Source organism: Gemmatimonadota bacterium (assembly GCA_016704275.1).
GTDB lineage: Bacteria > Gemmatimonadota > Gemmatimonadetes > Gemmatimonadales > GWC2-71-9 > Palsa-1233.
Genome location: JADJAK010000011.1, coordinates 1 through 23002, shown reverse-complemented (window position 1 = coordinate 23002; position 23002 = coordinate 1). Strand labels below are relative to the sequence as shown.

The 23002-nt window shown below is 64.2% G+C and carries 17 protein-coding genes; 7 read left to right on the top strand and 10 right to left on the bottom strand.

Annotated elements, in window-relative coordinates:
• The first annotated feature begins 371 nt into the window (after positions 1–371).
• Complete coding sequence (locus IPG05_15865) at positions 372–857, top strand: hypothetical protein (GenBank protein MBK6496551.1); 486 nt, start codon at positions 372–374, stop codon at positions 855–857.
• 1721 nt (positions 858–2578) lie between these two features.
• Positions 2579–3238, top strand: coding sequence for a hypothetical protein (locus IPG05_15860; GenBank protein MBK6496550.1), 660 nt, complete (start codon positions 2579–2581; stop codon positions 3236–3238).
• Positions 3239–4340: 1102 nt separating this feature from the next.
• Here the strand turns inward: IPG05_15860 and IPG05_15855 are convergent.
• The 5 genes from IPG05_15855 to IPG05_15835 form a co-directional block, all read right to left on the bottom strand.
• Entirely contained in the window at positions 4341–4919 is a 579-nt protein-coding gene (locus tag IPG05_15855; protein MBK6496549.1) for a hypothetical protein, read from the bottom strand.
• Between the two features lie 92 nt (positions 4920–5011).
• Positions 5012–5179 carry a hypothetical protein gene (locus tag IPG05_15850; GenBank protein ID MBK6496548.1) on the bottom strand — a complete coding sequence of 56 codons (168 nt, stop codon included), beginning with the start codon at positions 5177–5179 and terminating at the stop codon, positions 5012–5014.
• Between the two features lie 481 nt (positions 5180–5660).
• Positions 5661–5816 (bottom strand): hypothetical protein, encoded by a 156-nt coding sequence (locus tag IPG05_15845; GenBank protein ID MBK6496547.1) that lies wholly within the window; start codon positions 5814–5816, stop codon positions 5661–5663.
• 70 nt (positions 5817–5886) lie between these two features.
• Entirely contained in the window at positions 5887–6354 is a 468-nt protein-coding gene (locus tag IPG05_15840; protein ID MBK6496546.1) for a hypothetical protein, read from the bottom strand.
• Positions 6355–6398: 44 nt separating this feature from the next.
• Positions 6399–6647 (bottom strand): hypothetical protein, encoded by a 249-nt coding sequence (locus tag IPG05_15835; GenBank protein MBK6496545.1) that lies wholly within the window; start codon positions 6645–6647, stop codon positions 6399–6401.
• Between the two features lie 138 nt (positions 6648–6785).
• Here IPG05_15835 and IPG05_15830 point away from each other — a divergent pair, with 138 nt between their 5' ends.
• Positions 6786–7637, top strand: coding sequence for a hypothetical protein (locus IPG05_15830; GenBank protein MBK6496544.1), 852 nt, complete (start codon positions 6786–6788; stop codon positions 7635–7637).
• A 541-nt stretch (positions 7638–8178) separates the two neighbouring features.
• Here IPG05_15830 and IPG05_15825 read toward each other — a convergent pair.
• Entirely contained in the window at positions 8179–9549 is a 1371-nt protein-coding gene (locus IPG05_15825; protein ID MBK6496543.1) for a copper resistance protein CopC/CopD, read from the bottom strand.
• Between the two features lie 295 nt (positions 9550–9844).
• Between IPG05_15825 and IPG05_15820 the strand changes: the two genes are divergently transcribed.
• Together IPG05_15820 and IPG05_15815 are read left to right on the top strand one after the other, a co-directional pair.
• A complete protein-coding gene (locus IPG05_15820; protein ID MBK6496542.1) occupies positions 9845–10522 on the top strand; it encodes a response regulator transcription factor in 678 nt (225 codons plus the stop codon).
• Positions 10458–11942: a HAMP domain-containing protein gene (locus IPG05_15815; GenBank protein ID MBK6496541.1), complete on the top strand. Its 1485-nt coding sequence runs from the start codon at positions 10458–10460 to the stop codon at positions 11940–11942. The genes IPG05_15820 and IPG05_15815 overlap by 65 nt, the downstream gene beginning before the upstream one ends.
• A 473-nt stretch (positions 11943–12415) precedes the next feature.
• On the opposite strand, the gene IPG05_15810 is transcribed toward IPG05_15815, so the two are convergent.
• The 4 genes from IPG05_15810 to IPG05_15795 form a co-directional block, all read right to left on the bottom strand.
• Positions 12416–15685, bottom strand: a complete 3270-nt coding sequence (locus tag IPG05_15810; protein MBK6496540.1) for an efflux RND transporter permease subunit — start codon at positions 15683–15685, stop codon at positions 12416–12418.
• 6 nt (positions 15686–15691) lie between these two features.
• Positions 15692–17134, bottom strand: a complete 1443-nt coding sequence (locus IPG05_15805) for an efflux RND transporter periplasmic adaptor subunit (GenBank protein ID MBK6496539.1) — start codon at positions 17132–17134, stop codon at positions 15692–15694.
• Positions 17135–18460, bottom strand: coding sequence for a TolC family protein (locus tag IPG05_15800; GenBank protein ID MBK6496538.1), 1326 nt, complete (start codon positions 18458–18460; stop codon positions 17135–17137). It abuts the gene before it with no gap.
• 314 nt (positions 18461–18774) lie between these two features.
• Positions 18775–18963: a hypothetical protein gene (locus IPG05_15795; protein ID MBK6496537.1), complete on the bottom strand. Its 189-nt coding sequence runs from the start codon at positions 18961–18963 to the stop codon at positions 18775–18777.
• Positions 18964–18972: 9 nt separating this feature from the next.
• Between IPG05_15795 and IPG05_15790 the strand changes: the two genes are divergently transcribed.
• Positions 18973–20922 carry a copper-translocating P-type ATPase gene (locus IPG05_15790; protein ID MBK6496536.1) on the top strand — a complete coding sequence of 650 codons (1950 nt, stop codon included), beginning with the start codon at positions 18973–18975 and terminating at the stop codon, positions 20920–20922.
• A complete protein-coding gene (locus IPG05_15785; GenBank protein ID MBK6496535.1) occupies positions 20919–21944 on the top strand; it encodes a type II glyceraldehyde-3-phosphate dehydrogenase in 1026 nt (341 codons plus the stop codon). The genes IPG05_15790 and IPG05_15785 overlap by 4 nt, the downstream gene beginning before the upstream one ends.
• Positions 21945–23002 lie beyond the last annotated feature (1058 nt).

The following is a 23002-nucleotide window of genomic DNA, read 5'->3' as shown; positions in this document are numbered from 1 at the left end:
GCGAAACGACGCACCTCGATGCTTAGTCGCCGCTCACCATTCAGCCAGAGGGCATGATGGCCTATCTACTCGAACGGAAGTTGGTCGTCGGTGTTGCATCTAGCGCACTCTTCGATCTTACCGAATCCCACAATGAATCGCCCCATGTCTTCCGGAGACTCGGTTAGTTGAGCACCAGCGCCGGGCGGTCGGGCCTGGCTCGGCCGCGCTCTCGGGTGTCGGTCGAGGGCAAGGTCCAGAACGGAAGGGGGTGATGGGGTGGCGCGGAACAGTGGCGGGGCGTCGCGTCGGCCCTCAGATTCCCGGTAAGCGTTCAACTGCCGGTGTCGACTGTGGAATAGTTGTGCGATCCAACGAGGAGGCCGTGGAAGATGGACGCGTCGCCAGTGGTGACTTGGAAAATTCCGATCGAAGGCGACCCCTCAGATCTCGAAAATCTAGCGGTCGCGCTGGAGTCCCGTGAGGTGGGTGTGACGCGCTTTGAAGGGGGCTTTGCCCTTTCGCTATCCACTTCGATTGCCGGCCTCGACTACGCGCCGGTTCGGAGCCTTGCTGAAGAGCACCTCGCGGCGGTCAACGGCGTCGGCAAAATTCTCGACCCGGCCTTCCGCGCACTACGACTGACCGGACGGCTCCTCGGGGTCGACGCGGCCGGGCGGACCGTTCACACTGTGATGGCTTTGCAGGGAATCGAGATACGTGTCAGATTGGGAACGGCCATCATGTCCATCAACGGCATCCCGCAGGCGGACCCGAGGACAGTCACCGCGTCGGCGGTCCTCGACGGCGCCCTGACCTCGTCGCTCGCGTGGGACGCGCTCGCGGTGATCGGCCGCGACGAAACCGACATGGTCTGAGCTCTACTTTGCATACGAACTCGTCGAGTCCGGTACGAACGGGCGGGTCGCGGAAGTTTGCGGAGCTACCAAGGCGAAGCTCGAACTCTTCTGTCACACTGCCAACTCCTATCGAGCCATCGGACGCGAGAGCCGGCATGGAACCACAGACAGAAAGCCGCCTGCAACTCCAATGAGCCATCGAGTTGCCACTCGGCTTGTCCGGCGAGTGGTGGAGGCGTGGCTCAGGCATCTCGGCCGCAAGCCAGCTTGCTAACACGCGTGCGTTGGGGACTCAGCAAGCTGTGTCGCCCGACCCGTTTGCGCCATGCGGAGGTACACGCATGGCTCAAGGCAAGTGCGTGTGGAGCCTCGCTGTCAAAATGGGGGAATCAATGACCTTAGCAGTCATCATCGACACCAATATCTGGGTAGCCAATCCGCTACTGAACAGTCCGCTCGGATCGGCGTTTCTTTTTTGAGGTGGAGCGCCTCGGCGGTCGCGTGGTGCTGCCCGAAGTTGTAGAGCGCGAGGTTCACAAGCACACATTACGCCTGGTCGCTGAGGCGAGGGAGTCGATCGCTCGAGCTTACGGAATTGTGAGTGTGATTATGGGCGGGCGTGACGACTACCAGGTACCTACTGACGAGGAAGTCCAAGCGCGCGTCAGGACACGACTTGGCGAGCTCAACCATCTGATCGAGCGGGTCCCGCTGACGCTGGACCACAGCAGCCGCGCGTTGACTCTGCGTTCTGGAGGACCGGCTTCCCTCCGAAGAATCAACAGTTCAAGGACTCCCTCCTTTGGGAATGTGCGATCGACCAAGGGGTCACGACCGACTTGCACCTCGTGTCCTCCGACACCGCCTTTTTCGAGAATCGGAAGTATGACCAGGGAATGGCGAGCGAGTTGCGCGCGGAGTGCGCGGCAGCCGGCGCCACGATCCATCTGCATCAAAGCGTGGACGCCATGCTGCAAATGACGCGAGATGGTCAACCGCCCTTCGATGCCGCGGCGGTGGTCGAGGCTATTCAGAGTGTGGTGCTCGAGGGAGGCCAACAGCATCGCCGCGCGGAAGGGCATCCGCCTGTCGCATGTGGTAGGCCGCGACGTTGAAGCATATGTCACACAGCAGTACGGGCAACTGGCCGTCAAGTACCACTTCGTCTGCACGGCGAACCTCAATTCCCCTGAAGGCCCGACGGGCGTGTCAAAATGACTTGGTGAACCTGTCCGGCTCCAGCGACCTTCAAGGTCGCGGATCAATCCGCAACGGATGTGATGCTCAACGACCTCGAATTCCTCCGCAGTGGGGTGGAACCTGCCCCAGATCGCTCCAGAGCGGCGGGTCTTCGCCTCAGCGAGCATATTTCTCCGAGGAACAGTTTCCCACCAGTATCGGGCCCCGTTCCGGTCCAACTCCCCGTGACTGGACGGCCAGCAGCAGCTGGTGAACAACCAGATGATCCGGTCGGGGCCTGACGCCATCGCCCATCCCCCCTAGCCCAACGCTTGACGCGTTCGTCATGGCAGGGCCAGCCACGCACATGCTGAAGCAATTTTATGGCTTCAAGGGGCACTCTCGATGGATGATGGGTCGAGCCGACTGCGAGCCTTCGAGAGGCGATTCGGGCCCTTGCGATTGGGATCCGCCCGGTCACAATCGTGGAGCAGGGTAGCGGGAAGATCTCACCGACAGGTACCACCTTCATTCTGGCAGTCGGTCCACGGCGAATCCTGGTGACCGCAGAGCATGTCATTGTCGGGCCAGAGACGAAGTTGTTCGGTGTCTCCCCGCATGGCAGCACTGCCTGGCCGAATCGTCATTGGAGGCTGGTGGCCTTAGGTGATGGTGTTCCGCTTGCCGACATAGTCTGGGCTGCGGCAACGATCGGCGAGGACGCGGATGAGCCGACGGCAGCAGCCATTCCGCTCGAAGCGGTGCTGCCATTTTTCCGATTTGAGGAAGGTGCGTCCGTCGTCGCCGTGGGGTACCCCGCGTCGCGGGCGAAACTTCGTGATGCTCAGCAGACCCTGTCGTCCCAACTGATGTCGGTGGTATGCAATTGTTCTCCCAGCTCCGTGTACAAGGCCCTGCAGCTCGATCCTCGAGTGCATTTCGCCATGTCTTACGACCAGGCTTCCTGTGTGGGGTTGGACGGCGCGGGAGTTGTCGGGGCGAAACCGAAGGGAATGAGCGGCGGCCCAGCATTCCTCGCTACTTATGAGCCTGTGGGCGACGGTGCATACACCGCTGTGCCGCGCTTAGTTGGGATTATGACCGAGTACCGTGGACCGCCGGACAACGTCATAGTGGGCGTGAGGATTGAGCACTTTCTCGACGGGGTGGAATTCTGGGCCGACCGTGAGGGCGCTCTCTACTGCGCTGAGGCGGTCTGATCGGCGCGCCGCGGTGCGCGGGTCCTCCACATCCGGGGCGCCTGCCGTCAGCGGCGATCCTCCGCGTTAGGTGGAAGCCGCATATCAGGCTCAAACTGCGGCACCACCGTGGGATCGGTGCCGAGTCGCTCGCACCGCCACCGCCATTCCCGTGCGAAAAAGTCCGACCCTGGCGCATCGGCCCGTGGAAACGCCCCGCATCCAAAGGTCGGGCACCACCAATACGACACGCCGTCGTAGCCGCGGAGTCGCTGGATCCCCCAGATGTTGTCGGTGCGCCCGCAGGCCGGGCAGGTTGGGCGGGCTGTCGGGTCAGACATGATGCCTCCGTTGGGGTCGTCGTCTGTCCCACCATACCGCCACCGCTACACTCCTCAATCACTCATCGATCCGGGGCTGGCTTCAGGCGAGGTGCCCAAGGCCACGCCCACCCGACTGGCGGGTTATACGGTGTCCCCCAGTCGTCGCATCGTCCCAACCAGATGTCGAAAAGCTGCTGGCAGTGGTGCGGTTCAGGCGCGGGGTGCGCATCCACCTGTCGAAGCCTCGCGACAAATCGCGTGTGCACCGCCCAAGCGCTCCCGTCCGCATTCTCGTGACATTGCCCCTGCCATACCGCCGCGATAAAGGCGTTGTGTACGCGCCGAGTGCGATACCTGGACGCAGGGGTATCGAAGCCGTGCCGCACCACTTCGTGGGCCATCGCACGGAAAGCGGGCGACCAGTGCGCGGTCAGATCGAGGACGACCTCGCGCACCGTGCGGTTGTCCCACGTCGGCTCAAGCCTCGAACCACGCCAGGGCGAGACAGGAAGTGCGGGGCGAGGAGGCTGCTCTCTAATGATCGTCACCTTGTCGTAAAAGTCAGACCAATCCTCGTCCTTGTTGGGCGGCGTCCATTTTTCGTCAATCCAGCGCGTCATGGCCAGAACCGCCGTGCGCGGGCCCGGCGCGCGCACTCCGGACAACGCCAGGGACGCATAGGCCGGCGCGACCACGCCGCCACGGCCAGAGCGAGTAACCCCACTGCTGGCGCGAGCGGCAGGAGCGCGGCGCTGCCAATGGCGGCTATCAGTCCAAAAGCGAGTGATCTTCCCATGCGGTCAGGATACCGCGCGACGCTTCGGTCGCCGGGCCCTACCATTGTGATCAGCGACCCAACCTTCACGGCGCTCCCAAGCGTCCAACTCTGCCTCCTCCTCCAGCTCAGCGCGCCTGAATTCCACGGCCTCCGCTCTGTCTGCCCGCCACTGGTCAAACGCCTGCGACATGTATTCGCAGTAATCTGGCACGTCCAGCCAGGGGTCGTTGTTACTGGCAACGATCGCGTGCAGCTCCTCGACCGCCTGTGACATCAGCGTCGAGTCCAACTTCGCGCGGAACGTGACCGTCATTGCCGGCCAGGCCTCCCTCGGAACTTCACGCCGTCGATATTCCGCCTCGAACCACGCGAGGACGGCCTCGGCTTCAGCTCGGCGACGACGCGCGATCACGAAGGTGAAGCCCGGCTGACCATATCGTCCCTCAGCATCCACGCCGCACACGGTGGCGAAATGCAGCTGTTTGGGGAGCGGCTTCGGCCTCTCGCCCGCCCGATGGCCCACGATGAATTCTGCTCGCTGTTGGAACAGGCTTCGTGGGCGGCGGCGGGAACGGTTCGGGGGAGTGGGCGGGGTGGTCATCGAATCTCCGAGTGGGTGCGGACTTCGGCATCAGCCGAACTCCGCACCATACAGCATCTCGGGGGGCCCGCAGCAAGCGCTGCTGTGGGCGCTTAGCGTTCATCCTCCGGGTCGGTTGGGTCGACCAGGACCTCTCCGTCGTCGCTCAGGCGAAGTCGTGGCCAAAGATCGGCGGTCTCGCGGAGGATCAGCTCGAGTGTCGATACCGTCTCGCGGGCCTCGGTGCGACCAAGGTCGTCCTCGGCGAGCTTGTCGAGCACGCCCTGAGCGTACCACCGTATCGTGGCCTGCAGCAGTGCTTCGCTTGCGACGAGGGGGAGAGGCCCACGCACAACGCGGGCGGTGGCAAGTTGTACCGCGAGCGTAGCAGGTCCAGGCCACTCCACCGGGTTGCGCCCAAAGGCGGTCAGGGCCGCGCGAGCGTCGGCTCTCAAGGCCCACTCCAGCAGGCTCCGATCGCCAGGGCCCCGCGGCGCGGTGGGCAAGCGCACCTTCGCGATCGCCGCACGCTGTGCCGGCGTCAGATCAACATATTCGTCGCTAATCACGGTCCCCCCGATTTCGTCCGTGGTCGTCCCGCGCTACCAAGTTCAGCCTCAGGCGGCCTCACCTGGTGGATCTGTCACAGCCCATGGCGTTCATGAGTTGGTTCTTCTCGGTCCGTGCACCCCCCGATGAGGAGCACGCGTGCGGTGCGCCCGACGGCATGAAGCCGGGCCACGATCATCGCGGCGAGTGCCATCAGGTAATCACCGCCAGCAACGCCGGCAGCACAAAGCGCCTCGATAGCGTTCGATCCGCGATGCATTCCTCAAACAATGACGGCAGCCCCGCCTGGTCGTCCTCGGGGCTACCGTCCAGATCGTCGGGCTCATGGTGCTTCGGGCGTCGAGTCATGCGGCCACTATACCGCAGGCCGACGCCTGGGGTGCCCTCCCGCCACCACGGGAGCGCACGCCGCAAGCCGTTACCGTCGGCGGTGTGGGATCGTCACCTCCAGGGTGTCGTTGGTCATGGTGAGCCCGATGTTGGGGTCACCAGAAAGCGTGTGGACGGCACAGAGTGTGATCAACAGATCGAGTCGCTCTACGATAGCGTAGATGGACTCCGGGGTGATGGTGCCGACGCGACGCCACTCTGCGATCGCAACCAGGTAGGTGTACACGACCGCTACCGAGAGCTCGGCGACTGGGACGTCCACGTCGGCTGTGAGTGATAAGGTCGTTCCGATCATCTCCTGCAGTTCGGTGGGGCATTCGGAAACGAGCTCGTGTGTCGCGCCTTTGACTGCGCGGCCGAGGTGTCCGCATGCTCGCACGTCACGAATGATCTGCCGGATGCCGACGGGACTGAAGCAGGGATCGTCAGGCAACGGAAAGTGCTCGCGGAAGAGTTCGTGCAGTGCGGTGATGGTACGGAGCGGGGGAAGTGCCATGGGGTACGGCATGGTCGGCTCGGTGATTGGGGGATTAGAAGGGGTTAGGCGATGTCCTGGAGGTCAAGCATCAATTGCTCATGCCACGCGTCGAGGTGCTCGGCGTAGTCCTGATCCATCTGCCGGTCCACCTCGTCGCAGGCATCGATGCCGTCCAGGATGGCCATGATCTCCTCGCGCTCGGCTTGCTCTTCGGCCAGGTAGCGAAGGTCCTCTTCGGTGAGGTGAGCAAAAGGGAGGGAGTGCTGGACATAGGACGGTGCTGTGGGGACTGGCTGTGTCGAGGCATGCATGGCAGGCTCCTGAGATGCGGTGGACGACTATGGTCACCATGACACAGGAGAGGGGGGTGGGGCCAAGGGGTAGGCGGAAGGGGGCCTGGGCGTGCGGTATGGTGAGCTGCACCACTCACCCCGACGCAGGAGTGTCTCATGTTTGTTCGCTGTGCCGTCCTTGGTCTATTGCTCTTGTCCCTCGCCGCACCTCATGCAGTCGAAGCGCAATCGGATACGGCGCAGACCAACCGCGCCAAGCGTGAGTTGAAGCGCGCTGAGGTGCCGGATACGGTCGTAGTTGAGGTGTTGCCCGCCACGGAGAGGCTGGTTGTTGCCGTGGCCGCGTTCGATTTCACAGCCCTCTTCAATTCCAAGCGATACCAGGAGCGATCGGACCTCGGACGATTTGCTGCCGCCATCCAGCAGGGCGGCGCAACCAACCAGTCGCTCGACGCGGCGGAGCGTGAAGGGGCGACGCTGGGCAAGCAGATCGGCGAGCGCTTCCAAAACCTCCTCAGTGCCGCGCAGTCATTCCGCTTCCGGAATACGGACCCGAAGTTCCTCGAGACCCAGGCACGGCTGGGGCTCTCCACCGACCAAGGACCGTCGGTCGAGTTCATCATCACGGGCTCCCTGATGGAGCTCTCGAACGAAGACAAGGACATCGCCGCGGGATTCGGGAGCGTCGGCGGCGGACTGCTCGGCGCGTTCTCCAAGAACAAGTCCTATGCTGAGGTGGGCTGCACCGTGACCCACGTCTCGGGCGAGACCGTATTGCGCACAACGGGCCGCGGGCTGAGCAAGAAGGGCGGGGGTGGCGGGGTAGGGGGCTTTGCGAAAGGCTTCCTGGGAGTCGCCGGGACCAAGACCAACAACGAGCAGGAAGCGGCGTACACCGAAGCCGTCGAGCGCGCGGTCCAAAATTGTGTCGCGGATATCACGAAGGAGCGGGCGGTGCTGACGCGGTTCTTGAGTGAGAATGGATTCCGGGGCAGCAGCCCTCAGTAGCCCGGTGTCTCATCACGGGAGGTCCCGGCCCCAAGGCAGCTGATGCCTTGGGGTCGTTCCGTGGGCCAGATCCCTTCCCGAGGGCTACGCCCCGGAGGAGAGGGATTGGTCCCCTCGTCCCGTGACCACATCTCGAGAAGGAAGATGATGCTTGTCCGCCAGCGCTGGTGCCGGCGGCAGTTGCTATCTGGGCGGGCCGACTCCTCTGACTGGGCTCGGCGAGGCTTGACGCGGGGGCGTGGCGGGTGGCCGATTGGCAAGTGCCCTAGCTGTCAGATCGTTTGGCACGGCTTGTGGGGAGAGATGCATGCCTGCATTTGAAGCTTGGCGCGCGCCTGCCGCCGGTGAGCCTTGAGAAACTTGCAGGCCTGACGGACCCGGCTGAGCTGCTTCATGACCAGCCTCAGTTTGGAGAGGGAGCCTAGATCTACGCTCTCCACCAATGGCTGGGAACTCCAGGCGTGAGAGACCAAGTAGAACGCGCGCGGATTCCCGGGGAGCCGATCGAGCGATCGTGCTTCACGCCTGGTGATCAGCTCGCTCAGGGGCCGCTCGTGGGGAGCGGAGTCGGCAGGGCTACCAGAACGGCGGTGACGAAGAGCACGAGCATGGCGACCATCACTTCGGCGCTGGCAGAGCGAACGACCCGGACAGCACCGATCTGATCCCCAAGCGAGGGGAGCACGCGTCGCCAGTTGTAGGCACCGGTGGCGACAACCACCAAGAGAATGGCGAGCTTGAGCAACAACACCCGACCGTACGCTGTCGTCCAGAGTTGGTCGAGTTGGCCGGTGTGAATCCAGGTCGAGGCCACGCCGGTGAGTCCCGCCAACGCGGCGCATCCGAGCGCCACGGGGGAGTAGGCTGTCACCAACTCAGCGGCCAGCGCGCCGTGGTCCTCCATCGGTCCCAGGGCGGCGGTGATGGAGACGATCAACATCACAGCCAGCGTGCCGAGCCAGCCCGCAGCACCAATGATGTGCAGTCCATCGGAAAGGACGGCCAGCGGGATCCACCGCTCAGCGGCAATGGCGTGTCCCGAAAGCGCTGGGGTAAACGCCAGCAAGAGGCCCACGACGCGGATGGGCATCCACCGCCCGGTCGTCTGGGCCCGCCTGAACAGGATCACGGCCGCCACGCCGAGGATCACTTGCGCCGCCCAGGCCCATCCCCACGTGGTGTGCACGATCAACCCACCGATCATGTCTGCCTGAAATGCCTGTCCCGGTGTGTGCATCGCCACCGACTGCGCGGCCAGGCGCAGCGGCAACGTGACCAGGAGCAGGACGGCAGCGACGTGCCCGACGGTGGCGCAGAGCGCGGTCAGCCCCGCTCGCGGGGCGATGCCGAGACGGCTCCAGTGCAGCTCGACGCGTCGGAGGACAGCCATCTGAAATACCGCAGCGCCAACGATGCCGGTGAGCGCGATGTACATCAACCAACGCACTCCGACAAAGAGCGGGTCGGACACGTCAAATGGTGGCCCAGCCGTTGCCGTCGGCTGATGGACTTCGTGCGGAGTGTCGGGCGGCGCCACACTGCCGGCGTCGCCTTCCGCGCGGAGCTGTTCGGGAATGTTCACCACGAAGCGGAACTCACCACGCACCACGTGCGCATCCGCGCCCGCCACTTGCCATCGTACCAGGTATGATCCGTTCCCGAGGCGGCGGTCGAGCGTGGCCACGATGGTGCCCTGTGAATCCGGGATGGTGGCGAGTGGATCCAATGCCACCGTTGTCCCCCTGGCGTCGATCAACTGGATCTTGGAGAAGCGCAATTCAACCGGCTCACTAAAGCTGAGCCGAAGCAGTCTCGGCGGAATGGTCAACGTCTCGGCCGCGGCGGGTATTGATCGCCGGAGGACCGGATGCGCACCCGCCACGTCGGCTTGGGTGAGAAGTAGCAATCCCACGCCTAGCGCGATCCGGGTGAGCATTCGACTGGTTCTTGATCTTGGGGTGCGCGGCCTCCGTCGGCCTGTGGCCGCGAGCCACTCACTCTGCTCATCGGTCACCAATCGTCGCATCACCGCCTCCCGCTGCTAAATTTGACCTGATCGGCCCATTCCCCCGTGCTTGATGATACCGGGCCAACGATTACGGGACCTTCGAGCCGAGGTTAAGGTTTCTTGGATTCGTTCAAGTCCTCGGCCCGTCGATGGGGGATTCCCCCCCCCATCGCGGCCGCCCAACTTCTCGGGAGCCGGCATGCGCATCTTGGTCGTCGAGGATGACTCGCAAACGGCCCGCTTTCTCAAGCAAGGCTTGGAAGAGGAGGGCCATGCCGTCGATGTGGCTACTGATGGTGAAGAGGGTTCACACCTCTGCCACATCTACTTGTATGATCTGATCCTGTTGGACATCCAGATCCCGAAACGGACGGGACTCGAGCTCTCGGCCGATCTCCGGCGCGAGGGAATTGACACGCCAATTCTGATGCTGACGGGGCGCGATTCGACACCGGACGTGGTGCGCGGTCTCAACGCCGGCGCCGATGACTATTTGACGAAACCGTTCGACTTCGATGAGCTGTTGGCGAGGGTCGCCGCCCTCACGCGGCGACGGAGTGGGTCTGTCAGTGGCGTCCTGCATTTCGGCAACCTGCAGGTTGATCGGCTCAACCGCCAAGTGCGGGTCGGGCACCGCCGTGTCGAGCTCTCGCCACGGGAGTTCCGGCTGCTCGAGCACTTCATGTTGCACCCCGAACAGGTGGTGACACGGGTCCAACTGCTTCAGCAGGTGTGGGATATGTCGTTTGACCCCGAGACAAACATGATCGATGCCCATATCTCGAACCTGCGTAAGAAACTCGAACGGTACGGTGACCCGCGGCTCCTCCAAACGATCAGGGGCGCTGGCTATGCGCTGCGGCTGGGAGATGAATAGGGTGCGTTCGTTCCGCCTCGCCCTGGCGCTTCGCGTCGCCCTCGGGGCGCTTGCCATTCTGGCCACAGCTGGTCTGGTCAGTATCCTCGCATTGCGGACCATTCTGTATCAACAGCTCGACGATACCCTCCTGCATCTTGCTGAGGTGGAAGCGCGGGCCGGGGCGGCCACCAGCGGACCCGCGTTCCAGTTCCATGAGGGAGTCCTGCTCGCCGCCCGCGTGGGCCCGCCGGCGGAACTGATCCGGTACGCACAACTCTGGGATTTCAGCGGACAGCCGGTGGTGCGGAGCGGTAACCTGACGGCAAACCTCACCCTCCCCCCGTCGGCGCTGACAGAGGCGCGTGCCGGCCGCGTGGCGAGGGTGACGCACCGCTGGCAGGGGCGCGCGCTCCGCAGTGTGGTGTATCCGATGGAATTGGTCGGGGCGGCGCATCAGGTCCACGTACTGCAGGTCGCGGCACCGACCGGCCCGCTTCGGCAGACATTGGTGCGATTCGCGTTGTTCCTGGTCCTTCTCACCCTGGTCGGCACGGTCGGGGGATACGCGTTGGGTCGAAACTTGGCGGCGGTCGCCCTCCGGCCGACCGGAGAAATCACCGCGCAAGCCGAGGCCATCTCGGAGGGCACCTTGTCGGAGCGGATTACCGCTCACGCCGACGTCGACGAATTCGCCAGCCTGGTCACCGTGCTGAACGGCATGCTGGACCGACTGGACCGTGCCTTTCAGGTGCAACGTCAATTCACTGCTGACGCGAGCCACGAGTTGCGTGCCCCACTCACCGTGCTCAAGGGTGACATCGATGTGACCCTGAAGCGGGACCGCACCGTCGAGGAATACCGAGCGACGCTCATCCGTTGTCGCGAGGAGGTCGAGCGGTTGACACGACTTGCGGGCGATCTCCTCCTCCTCGCGCGTGCGGATTCTAGTGTGCCGCTGGAGCATTTGGAGGACGTGGATTGTCGGGCACTCCTCGATCGGGTCCGTGTGCGGTTCGAATCGATTGCGGCGGCCCGCGGGATTCGTTTTGTGGTCCACGCGGATGACGGACGGATATCGGGGGATGAGCGGATGCTCGACCGGGTCGTGAGCAACTTGGTTGACAACGCGATGAAATACTGCCGGGCGGGCGGGGAAGTATCCCTTGAATTGAAGTTGCAGGATGAGATGACCCTCACCGTGCGTGACGATGGCCATGGCATTTCCCCGGACCAACTGCCACACCTGTTCGTGCGGTTCTTTCGTGGTGATCCCGCTCGGCGACGCAGCGATGGGACCGGGCTTGGCCTCGCGATCGCCCAAGCCGGTGCGGAAGCCCATGGGGGCAAGCTCGAATTCCTTGGCAATGCACCCGGTGCCGTGTTTCGCCTGTCGCTGCCGCTTGATGGCACCCCAATCGCACACACCAGCCACGCGTGAGGGCTTGGTGTCATGAGCAGGGCCGGTGCGACACGCACGGCGAAACCGAGCGGAACCGTCGAAGGAAGGGGTCTCGCCGGTCCGATCGATTTGTCGCGCCTGCCGCTCAGGCCATTGCTTCGCAGGCCTGCGCACATGCCCGGCATACTTCTGCGCACCGTTGCATGGTTGCATCCTCGCCGAATGCTGCACACGAGTCGGCGCACGTGTTGCAACGCTCGGCGCACTCACGGCACACGGCACCGACGGACGGCGACATCTCCTGCATCGCCGTCGTGCACTTCGCGCAGCTCTTGATACACTCTTTCAGCGTTTGGATGTGCTCTGCGGCGGCGTGCGCACCGCCCTGGTCCAGGCAATACGTGGATGATCAGCCGAAGAGATGACCGCGGCTTCCATGATGGTCCGGAAGCCGGTGGGCATGCAGAGCAATCGAACTGGTGGCCTTGAAGTCGGCCGCGTGGGACATCCCGTCAATCCGTCCGTTCGTTCGAAGTCGCCGCCCGCACCTCCCGTTCCTTCCACAGCGAGTAGACGGCCGGAATCACGATCAGCGTCAACACCGTGCTGCTGATCATGCCCCCGACCATGGGGGCCGCAATGCGTTTCATCACACTGGCACCGGCCCCGGAACCCCAGAGTATGGGGAGCAATCCCGCCATGATCGCGGTGACGGTCATCATCTTGGGGCGCACGCGCTCCACCGCACCCTCCATGACCGCCTCGTAGAGATCGCGAAGCGACGGCCGGTGTCCGGTGGCCGTGCGCGCTGCCCACGCGTGATCAAGGTAGATCAGCATCACCACCCCGGTCTCGGCGGCAACGCCGGCGAGTGCGATGAAGCCGATCGCCACGGCGACCGACCAGTTATACCCGAGGAGCCAGATGAACCAGATGCCGCCGACCAGCGCGAACGGCAGCGAGAGCATGACGATCAGCGATTCTGGTACGCTCTTGAAGTTGAAATAGAGGAGCAAGAAGATGATCGCCAAGGTGGCGGGGATGACCACTTTCATCCGTTCCTTGGCGCGCTGCATGTATTCGTACTGGCCACTCCAGACAAGAGAGTAGCCTGGAGGGAGCGACACGGCGCGTTGCACCTGTTGCTGCGCCTCCGCGACGTAACTGCCGATGTCCCGCCCGACTACGTCCACGAACACCCACGCCGTCGGCTGGGCGCCCTCCGTGCGAACCACCATGGGACCCGCCACCTGCCGGATCGTGGCGATCTGCCCGAGCGGGACGAACGCTCCCTCACCAGCCGTGGCGCCGGGTGCCCCCATTCCGGTCGGCATGCCGACATCAGGGCTGGCGTCGCTGCCGATGCCATGGGCGACGGGAATCAGGACGGAGGCGAGCCGCTCGGGGTTGTCGCGCAGCTCGAGGGGATACCGGATGCGCACGCCGTAGCGCTCGCGGCCCTCCACGGTCTGGGTGATCGTCATGCCGCCGACGGCGGTAGCGATGACGGTCTGCACGTCACCGACGTTCAAGCCGTGCCGCGCCGCCTTCGCCCGATCGATGTCGATGTCGAGGTAGTAGCCGGAAACCGCCCGCTCCGCGAACGCGCTTCGCGTTCCCGGCACCATCCGCACCACCTGCTCGACCTCCTTGCCCAGCCGCTCGAGCTCAGCCAGGTCAGGGCCGAAGAGCTTGATCCCGACAGGGGTCCGGATGCCCGTGGCGAGCATGTCGATACGTCCCTTGATCGGCATCGTCCAGGCATTGGTGATTCCGGGAAGCCGTACCGCCGAATCCATGGCGGCCACCAGGGCGTCGTAGGTCATCCCCTCTCGCCATTCCGATTCCGGCTTCAAGGTGATCGTGGTTTCCACCATATCGAGCCCCGCCGGATCGGTCGCGGTATTCGCCCTTCCTGCCTTGCCCCAGACGTGATCCACTTCCGGGAAACTCTTCAGGATGCCGTCCTGGACACGGAGAATCTCGCGCGCTCGCGCGACACTGACCCCCGGCAGGGTCGTCGGCATGAAGAGGATGGTCCCCTCATCGAGTCGCGGCATGAACTCGCTCCCGATCTGGGACCACGGGATGGCAGTCAGGATCAGCCCCACCAACGCCGCACCGATGACCGGCCACCGTTGCCGCAACACGAAGGTGATGACTGGTCGGTACAGGGCAATGAGCAGGCGATTGACCGGATTCGCCCGCTCTCGGTAGATCTTGCCCCGGATGAAGATTCCCATGGCCACCGGCACAAGGGTCACCGACAGCAGGCTCGCCGCGGCCATCGCGAACGTCTTGGTGAAGGCCAGGGGCTTGAACAGCCGGCCTTCCTGTCCTTCCAGCACAAACACCGGGACGAAGGAGACGGTAATGATCAACAGCGAGAAGAACAGCGCAGGCCCGACCTCCTTGGACGATTCTCGAACTACCTGCCAACGCTCCGCCGTGGTCAAGATCGACGTGTCGAGTGATTTGCCAGCCGCTGGGTGTCCCAGGGCAACGTGCCGCGCATCCACGGCGCGTTCGAGGTGCTTGTGCATGTTCTCGATCATGACAATCGCCGCATCGATCATTGCGCCAATGGCGATCGCGATTCCCCCCAATGACATGATGTCAGCGCCAACCCCGACCCATCGCATCGCGATGAACGCGATGAGGATCCCGAGTGGCAGGGTGATGATGGCCACCAGCGCTGACCTGGCATGAAGCAGAAAGACGATGCACACCAAGGCGACGACGAGGCTCTCCTCAAGCAACTTGCCACGGAGATTGTCGATGGCCCGTTGGATCAGGTCGCTCCGGTCGTAGACCGGCGTCAGTACAACGCCAGCGGGGAGGCCCTGCTGGACCTCCGTAATCTTGGCCTTGACGCGTGCGATGGTGGCGAGGGCATTCTGGCCAAACCGCATGACCACGATGCCGCCCACCGCGTCGCCCCGCCCGTCAAGCTCCGCGACCCCTCGTCGGACCGCTGGACCGACGCTCACGCGACCGAGTTCGGCCACTCGGACCGGTATCCCGCTCTGAGTCGCACCCACCACAACATTCTCGATATCGTCGATCGACTTGAGGTACCCGAGTCCCCGCACCATGTACTCGCGCTCGGAGAGCTCGACGACCATCGCCCCGATGTCGGCATTGGCGTTCTGAATTGCCGACATGACCGCCGTGATCGGGATCCGAAACCCCAGCAGCTTCGCGGGGTCGAGATCGATCTGGTACTGCTTCTCGAACCCCCCCAGGGTCGCAACTTCGGAGACGCCCGGGACGGCCGTGAGGGCATACCGGAGGTACCAGTCCTGGATACTCCGCAGCTCCGCCAGGCTCTTTTGTCCGGTGGTGTCTTCGAGCGCGTACTGGAACACCCAGCCAAGACCGGTGGCATCGGGCCCGAGGGTCGGTGTCACATTCGCCGGCAGCTTCCCCTGGATACCGTTGAGGTACTCCAGAACCCGTGAACGCGCCCAATAGAGATCGGTACCGTCTTCGAAGATGATGTAGACAAACGAGATGCCGAAGAACGAGTAGCCCCGGACCGTGCGGGACCCAGGCACCTTGAGCATCTCGGCCGCGATCGGGTAGGTGACCTGATCCTCCACGATGCGTGGCGCCTGATCATTGTACTCGGCTTGCACGATGACCTGCACGTCGCTCAGGTCGGGCAGTGCCTCCAGCGGTGTCTGTTTGACCGCCCAGATGCCGCCGGCGATGGCGGCGAGCGTGAACAGGGAAACCAGCAGCAGGTTCGCGGTCGACCAGTCAATGATGCGCTTGAGCACGGCCGGTCAGCTCCCCTCGGGCATCTTGTGCCCGGTGTGCTCGTTCTCCGCTGCCTTCGCCTTCGTCGAGTCCTTGGTTGGCGCTGGCGTTGGTGCGACCCGGCGCGGCGACGGCTTCGCCACCGGGGGGACCTTGGGCGCCGTCATGTCCATCCCCGGCATGCTGGATCCGGGATCGGCGGCGGGCGGTGGTGCGGCGGGCGCTGCCGGCGCGGTGACATCCATTCCCGGCATGTTGCCCATGCCGCCGAGCAGTGAGCCGAGATTGGATTCTGCGTCCACCAGAAAGGTGGCGGAACTCACCACCGTATCACCCACCACCAGACCCGCGAGAATCTCGAGTCGGTCGTCGGTCGCCTGGCCGAGGCTGACCTCCCGGGGCACCAGCATGCCGTCCGGCATCTTGACGAACACGAGGTTCCGTTTGCCGGTCGAGAGAATCGCCGAGCGGGGGACGCTCAGCACCGGCTCGGAGGCCGCCGCAAAACTGAAGGTCGAATACATCCCCGGCTTGAGGAGGAGGCCCGGGTTCGCGAGGGTGACGCGAACGCGAGCGGTCCTGGTTTCAGGATTGATGGTGGGATAGATGTACGAGATCCGGCCGGTTCGGATGTCACCGGGGAGGGCCTGAAATTCGGCGACAACTTGCCCACCGAGCCGCACCGAGGGCAGATCCCGCTCGTACACTTCGCCGTCCAGCCACACGATGCTCAGGTCGGCAATGCGATACACCGCCTCCCCGGCCATGAGGCGCTGCCCGGCAAGCACGGACTTCTCGATGACCACGCCGCTCACCGGGGATCGGAACGTCACCGTTTTGCGGATCTCGCCCGATTCCTCGATCTGACGGATCTGGTCCGGCGGGATCTCCCAGTACAAGAGTCGGCGCCGGGCGGATTGGAGCAGATCATCGGAGCTCTGGACGGCCTCCGAGGTGCCGGTGGACAGATCGCGATTGAGCCGTCGGGCGAGGAGCAGCTCCTGCTGGGCGGCAACCACCATCGGCGAATACAGGTCGAACAGCGGCTCTCCCACACGGACCGCCTGCCCGGTGAAATTGACATGCAGTTGGTCGACCCAGCCATCCACGCGGGCGGTGACCGACTTGAGCATGGTCTCGTCGTATGTCACGATGCCCACCGTCCGCACGACGCGGTCCAGCGGTCCGAGGATGACCGGGGCGTAGGTGACGCCGATCCGTCGGGCTGCTTCCGTGGAGAGCATCACGGCACGCGCACTATCGGAGGTCGGGGTCGCGGCGTGATTGTGGGCGGCCGATTCGGCGGGGGACGCTGATGGCCGACTGAAGTACCAGGTGACAATCGCGGCGATCGCGAGTACGCCGACGAAGCCCATGACAGCGACGGGACGCGAGAGGCGACGGCGATTGCCGGTCTGGAACGGCGAAGACTCGGGGGCCGGATTCAGGGGATCGTGCTGCGTCGTCATCTATCGTTCTCCCGGCGCGCCGGCCGAATTGGACACCGTGGGGTCGAACAGCGGCCTTCCAAGGAGCATCTCGAGCTCTGCGAGCGCAGCACCCTCCTCGGCCTCCAACTGGAAGACCTGTTGACGGTAGCGATTGACGGTCATCTGGGCATCGAGGAGCATCGGTAGATCCACATCCCCGACCCGGTACGCGGAGAGCGTGGAAGAGACGGTGGCGAGCGCCTGGGGCATGCTGGTCCATTGATACACGGCCCGGAGGTCTCGGCTCCTCCGAATCGACGCGAGGAGTTCCCCGAGACGGCCCCTCGTGTCGGCGCGCATCGCGGCGAGTTCCGCCTCCGCAGCAAGCCGCATCGCGCTGGCCTCATCGCGCATCTTGAACTGTCGCCGTCCCGCCCAGATCGGGACCGAGAAGCCAGCCATGAGGCTGATCATCCGTTCGGTACCCATGGCCATCGGTCGCTGGCCGTAGATGACGCCAAGTTGGAGGTCTGGCCAGATCTCCCGGCGTGCTCGTTGCTGCGCGGCACGGGCAGCTTCGACCTCGAGTGCGCCGGCCGCGAGCATCGGCCGGCCGTCAAGGGCCATCCGCTCGAGGGAGTCGGCAACCGCCAAGTCTGCCGGAAAAGCTGGCAGGATGGGCGATGGTACCGGGGTGTTGGATGGTTGATCAAGCAGGGCGTTCAACCGGGCGGCGGCGGCTCCACGCATGGCCCGCATCCGCGCAATCTCCTCGGTCATGCGGTCGACTTCAATTTGCGCGCGCAACACGTCCGCCTGACGCCCTTCGCCCACAGAATACATTGTCCGTGCCGTCGTGCCGATGTCACGGAGCAGCGCCTGGGTGGCCACCGCCACTTCGATGCTGCGGTCCACCTGATAGAGCTCGTAGAAGGCCATGGCGCCCCGAGCGCGAAGTTCCCAAGTCAGTTCGGCGGCGCGGCTCGCCGCTGCCCCCGCCTGCGCCGCCGCCACGCGACCCGCCAGCCCGAGTTGACCGGCGATCGGGAGCATCTGCATCACCTGCACTTGATTCATGCCGAGCGGATCCTGCAGGCCGAAACCAGGAAGATTCCGGTTCATCAAGCCGAACTGGACTTGCGGATCTTGCAGCGTCCGGGCCGGGTCGACGCGCGCCGCGGCGGCGGCGGCCATCTGGCGTGCCGCCTCGAGGCGAGGATTCTGTCTGTCGAGGATCGTGAAGACGTCGGCGAGGGAGAGACCGCGCGTTGCGCTGCTGGTCGGTGTCTGCGCCGCCACCGCCGGCGCGAGCAGCCAGAGCCCGATGATCCACAACGCTCGTCCCCACCGCGGTAGTTGCTGCACTCACTGCCTCCTCGCGTTCATGGACTTGTCGGCCGAGGGCCAGGCGACGAACTCCGGCGAGAAACCTATTAGGCACGATGGGTGGCGGCCATGAAGGACAGATTAAGGAGCGTTGAGTTTGTCGGGCGCGTATGCGCGAAGAAAGTCGCTCTCTGGGACTAATTGCTTTGGGGGAGAACACGGCCCGGAGGAGTGTGCCACACTCGGCGATGCTGGCAGGGCATCAACATTTCTTAACCTTCTCGTCATGGCCTCTTTCGAATCGGCTCCTATCCTTGAGTGATCAGCGCACGCCGTACCATGACCATGAGTCGTCAGGTTTGCCATTGTTTGACATCGGATGATTCACGCAGCGCGCGACCCACTGGAGGATCGCTCACATGACGGACGCAGGCCAGGAACACAGCCATCACACTATGCAGGCGAGCGCTTCCCCCGACGTGGACGCCGCCCATGAGAAGGCCGATCCGCCACACGGAAGTCATGACCAGCACGCCGGCCATCGTCCGGAAATGTTCCGCGATCGGTTCTGGCTCTCGCTCGCTCTCACCGTGCCGGTCGTCGTCTGGTCGCGACACGTCGAGGAGCTGCTGGGATATGTGGCACCGGTCTTCACCGGCTCGGCGTGGATTCCAGCGGTACTGGGCACGGTGGTGTTTCTCTACGGCGGGTTGGTTTTCCTGAATGGGGCACGGCGGGAGCTGGCGGCGCGTCTGCCGGGAATGATGACGCTGATTGCCCTCGCCATCACGGTGGCATTTGTCTTTTCCTGGGTCGTCCAGCTCGGCGTGATCACGGCCGATGCCCTCTGGTGGGAACTCGCCACCCTGGTCACCATCATGCTGCTCGGTCACTGGATCGAGATGCGCTCGATTCTCCAAGCCCAGGGTGCGCTCCAGGAGCTCGCCAAGCTGCTGCCGGACAGTGCCACTCGGCTCACTGGCGAAGTTGAAACAGTGGTACCCGTCAGTGCGCTCCAGAACGGAGATGTGCTCCTGATTCGCCCCGGTGAGCGAGTGCCTGCGGATGGAATCGTGCGGAAAGGGGAGAGCGATCTCAACGAATCCATGATCACCGGCGAATCGAATCCGGTTCGGAAGCAGGAGGGGGACCCCGTCATCGCAGCGACCATCAACGGACAGGGGTCGCTGCGCATCGAAGTCACCGGGACGGGCGACAAGACCAAGCTGTCGGGCATCATGCGCCTCGTGGCCGACGCCCAGAAGTCCAAGTCCAGGGCGCAGCACCTGGCCGATCGCGCGGCGCAAATCCTGACCGGAGTGGCCATCCTCTCCGGCATCGCCACGCTCGTTGTCTGGCAGTCGCTGGGCGCAAGCATCGACTTCACGATGGTTCGCGTCGTGACCGTACTGGTGATTGCGTGCCCCCACGCGCTCGGGCTGGCCGTGCCCCTGGTCGTCGCCATCTCGACGACGATGGGCGCCCGGAACGGTCTCCTGGTGCGTGATCGACGCGGTTTGGAAGAGGCCAGAAACCTGAACACGGTGATTTTCGACAAGACGGGAACCCTCACCCTGGGTGAGTTTCGCGTCGTGGACTTGGCGGTCGCTGACGCGGGGACCGAGGACGCCATGTTGCAGATCGCGGCGAGCGTGGAAACGGAATCCGAACATCCCATTGCCCGAGGCATCGTCAAGACGGCGGTTGACCGGAAGCTCGACGTCACGATCGCCAACGGTTTCCGCGCACTCCCCGGCAAGGGCGTCGCCGCTTTGGTCGGCGGGGCCGAGTATCACCTCGGCGGCCCGGCACTTCTCGCGACCGAGAACGCGCAGGTGTCAGCTCCACTGCAGCAAGCCGCGGACGCCGCGGCCAGCCGCGGTCAGGCCGCCATCTATCTGATCAAGGATGGCAGGGCGATGGCGGTGTTCGCGGTGGCCGACGCGATCCGAGAAGAGAGTCGTGAGGCGATCAGGGCCCTGCACGAGCGTGGCATCGAGGTCGCAATGCTGACGGGCGACGCGCAGGCGGTGGCCGACGCCGTGGCCGCCGAATTGGGGATCGACACGGTCTTCGCCCAGGTCCTCCCGGGCGACAAGGCCGCCAAGGTGAAGGAACTGCAGGCCCAGGGGAAAAAGGTGGCCATGGTGGGCGACGGGGTGAACGATGCGCCAGCGCTTGCGACGGCGGACATCGGGATTGCGATCGGTGCGGGTACGGATGTGGCGGTGGAGGCCGGGCACATCGTGTTGGTGCGTTCGGATCCCAGGGACATTCCGCGGATCATTACGCTGTCACGAGCGACCTACCGGAAAATGCTGCAAAACCTCTGGTGGGCGGCAGGCTACAACATCGTCGCCATTCCGCTGGCGGCCGGAGTCCTCTCCGCGTGGGGCATCCTCCTCACACCGGCGCTGGGTGCGGTGCTGATGTCGGCGAGCACGGTGGTCGTGGCCGTCAATGCGCAGCTGCTGAAGCGGGTGAAGCTGGAGGCACCGTGATCAGAGTTGCCGTCAATGGATATGGCGTGATCGGTCGCCGCGTGGCGGACGCAGTGGTGCTGCAAGCCGACATGGAGCTGGTGGGGGTCGCCGATGTGGCGACCGATTGGCGTGGTCGCATCGCGGCCCGCCGGGGTTTCCCACTGTTTGCGGCCACGACCACTGCGCACACCGAGATGATCGCCCGCGGATTTGAACCCCGCGGCGATCTCGATGCCCTGCTCGACGTGGCCGACATCGTCGTGGATTGCACGCCGAAAGGTGTGGATGCCGGCAACAAGCCTCGGTATGAGCAGGCAGGAATCCGAGCCATCTTTCAGGGTGGTTCAGCGCATGAGCTCGCAGGTCACAGCTTCGTGGCGAGCGCCAACTACAGTTCCGCACTCGATCGCCGAATGACCCGCGTGGTGTCGTGCAACACCACGGCCACGGTGCGCACGTTGTTCGCGCTGCAGCAGGCAGGGCTTCTCCGACGCGCGCGAGGTGTGCTGGTGCGGAGAGCCACCGATCCTTGGGAGAGCCATCGGGGAGGCATCCTGAATACGATGGTTCCGGAGCCGGACATTCCGAGCCACCAAGGGCCCGACGCGAAGACCGTGATCCCAGGGCTCGACGTCATCACGATGGCATCGAAATCCCCGCAGAATGTCGCCCACCTGCACCATTGGATGGTTGATCTCACTCGCATTGCGAGTCGGGATGAAGTGCTCGCCGCGTTTCGAGCGGTCCCGCGGATCGCCTTCGTCCGGGTTGATGATGGGGTCGAGGCGCTCAATGTCACCGCCGAGATCATGAAGGAAATCGGACGGCCACGGGGTGACATGTGGGAGGTGGCAATCTGGGAAGACATCCTGGCGGTGGAGGGTCAGGAACTCCTCTATGCGTATCAAGTGGATAATCAGGCCATCGTGGTCCCCGAGACCATCGATGCAATCCGTGCCCTCATGGGGACGGAGCGGGACGCCAGTCGGTCCATCCGGATGACGAATGAGGCCCTGGGCGTCTGCCAGGAGTTCCCATGAGCAACTGCGGCGTGGCAAGTGGGTGGCCGGGCTTCTGCGACCAGGCGTGCGACCGCCGGACCTGACAACGGACAATTTCGATAACCCCCGGGATGGAGCGGCCACCAATCATGATAAACACTAAGGTCTTGGCTTGGTCTTTGGGTGTGTTCGGGGCCGTGATATTCATCACGTGCGTGCTCTATGGTTTGATTGCACCCGAATCGCTGCACATGGGCCGCGCCCTCGGCGTCCTCTTGCCGGGGTTCACCTGGCTCACGCCGTCCGGACTGCTTATTGGGCTGGTCGAGGCGTTCCTCTACGGGGCATACGCTGGCCTCGTGTTCGCCCCGATCCACAACGCATTGGCGCGCCGGTGGGGAGGCGTCGGGCTACCTGCAGAAAACCAATAAGGTGTTCCCCGCAAAGCAACGGGCGATCAGGTTGCGGACGCAGCGTCATGCTCGCGTCGCCCCCGTTATCCAGCAGAGCTTCGTCGCCAGCGATCGGACCTAAGGCGCGCGGCGCGTGTGGCGCGATGTGTTCGCAGCGGGTCATCCCGTGGGAACTATCGCGAGCATGAAGAGGACAGCCCCGAGCCGTTGCGGCGCGGGTAGCCGCCGACGCGCTAGCCCGTGTGTCATGAGTGATACTCCGGTCCAGCGTGCATCTCGGATGTCGAACATGACGTGCCACCCCGTAAGCTGATCCAGATATTGTGATCGGGTCGCCCGCTTGGCATCATCCGCCCCCGATTCGACGTCTTTGCGGCGCTCATGGATGGCCCTCGGCGACGGGATTGCACCCGGCGCGTGCTCACGCTAGCTCTCCTTTCATATGAATAGCTGTTCAACTGACTCGATCTTGCTGCCTCGCATGATGCGCCCCTGTGAGCACGTGGTGGCGCACTTCAACCGACTCGCGCTCTGGAGGCGCATTTTGCCTGGTGCGATCAGGGGGCCTGCCCCTCCGTCGTCGCGCCCTGTGGGCAGCCCACGGTGCGTCGGCTCTGCTCCTCCTCTTCGCGCCCATGGCGGCACGAGCGCAGCGCACGGGTACCGACTCGTTGCTCGGCGTAC

What these genes read in the sequence shown, in the direction of transcription:
- IPG05_15805 (MBK6496539.1), bottom strand. Translation starts at nt 17,134, where the DNA reads ATGACGACGCAGCACGATCCCCTGAATCCGGCCCCCGAGTCTTCGCCG.
- IPG05_15865 (MBK6496551.1), top strand. Translation starts at nt 372, where the DNA reads ATGGACGCGTCGCCAGTGGTGACTTGGAAAATTCCGATCGAAGGCGAC.
- IPG05_15845 (MBK6496547.1), bottom strand. Translation starts at nt 5,816, where the DNA reads ATGACTCGACGCCCGAAGCACCATGAGCCCGACGATCTGGACGGTAGC.
- IPG05_15840 (MBK6496546.1), bottom strand. Translation starts at nt 6,354, where the DNA reads ATGGCACTTCCCCCGCTCCGTACCATCACCGCACTGCACGAACTCTTC.
- IPG05_15820 (MBK6496542.1), top strand. Translation starts at nt 9,845, where the DNA reads ATGCGCATCTTGGTCGTCGAGGATGACTCGCAAACGGCCCGCTTTCTC.
- IPG05_15830 (MBK6496544.1), top strand. Translation starts at nt 6,786, where the DNA reads ATGTTTGTTCGCTGTGCCGTCCTTGGTCTATTGCTCTTGTCCCTCGCC.
- IPG05_15835 (MBK6496545.1), bottom strand. Translation starts at nt 6,647, where the DNA reads ATGCATGCCTCGACACAGCCAGTCCCCACAGCACCGTCCTATGTCCAG.
- IPG05_15790 (MBK6496536.1), top strand. Translation starts at nt 18,973, where the DNA reads ATGTTCCGCGATCGGTTCTGGCTCTCGCTCGCTCTCACCGTGCCGGTC.
- IPG05_15795 (MBK6496537.1), bottom strand. Translation starts at nt 18,963, where the DNA reads ATGGCCGGCGTGCTGGTCATGACTTCCGTGTGGCGGATCGGCCTTCTC.
- IPG05_15855 (MBK6496549.1), bottom strand. Translation starts at nt 4,919, where the DNA reads ATGACCACCCCGCCCACTCCCCCGAACCGTTCCCGCCGCCGCCCACGA.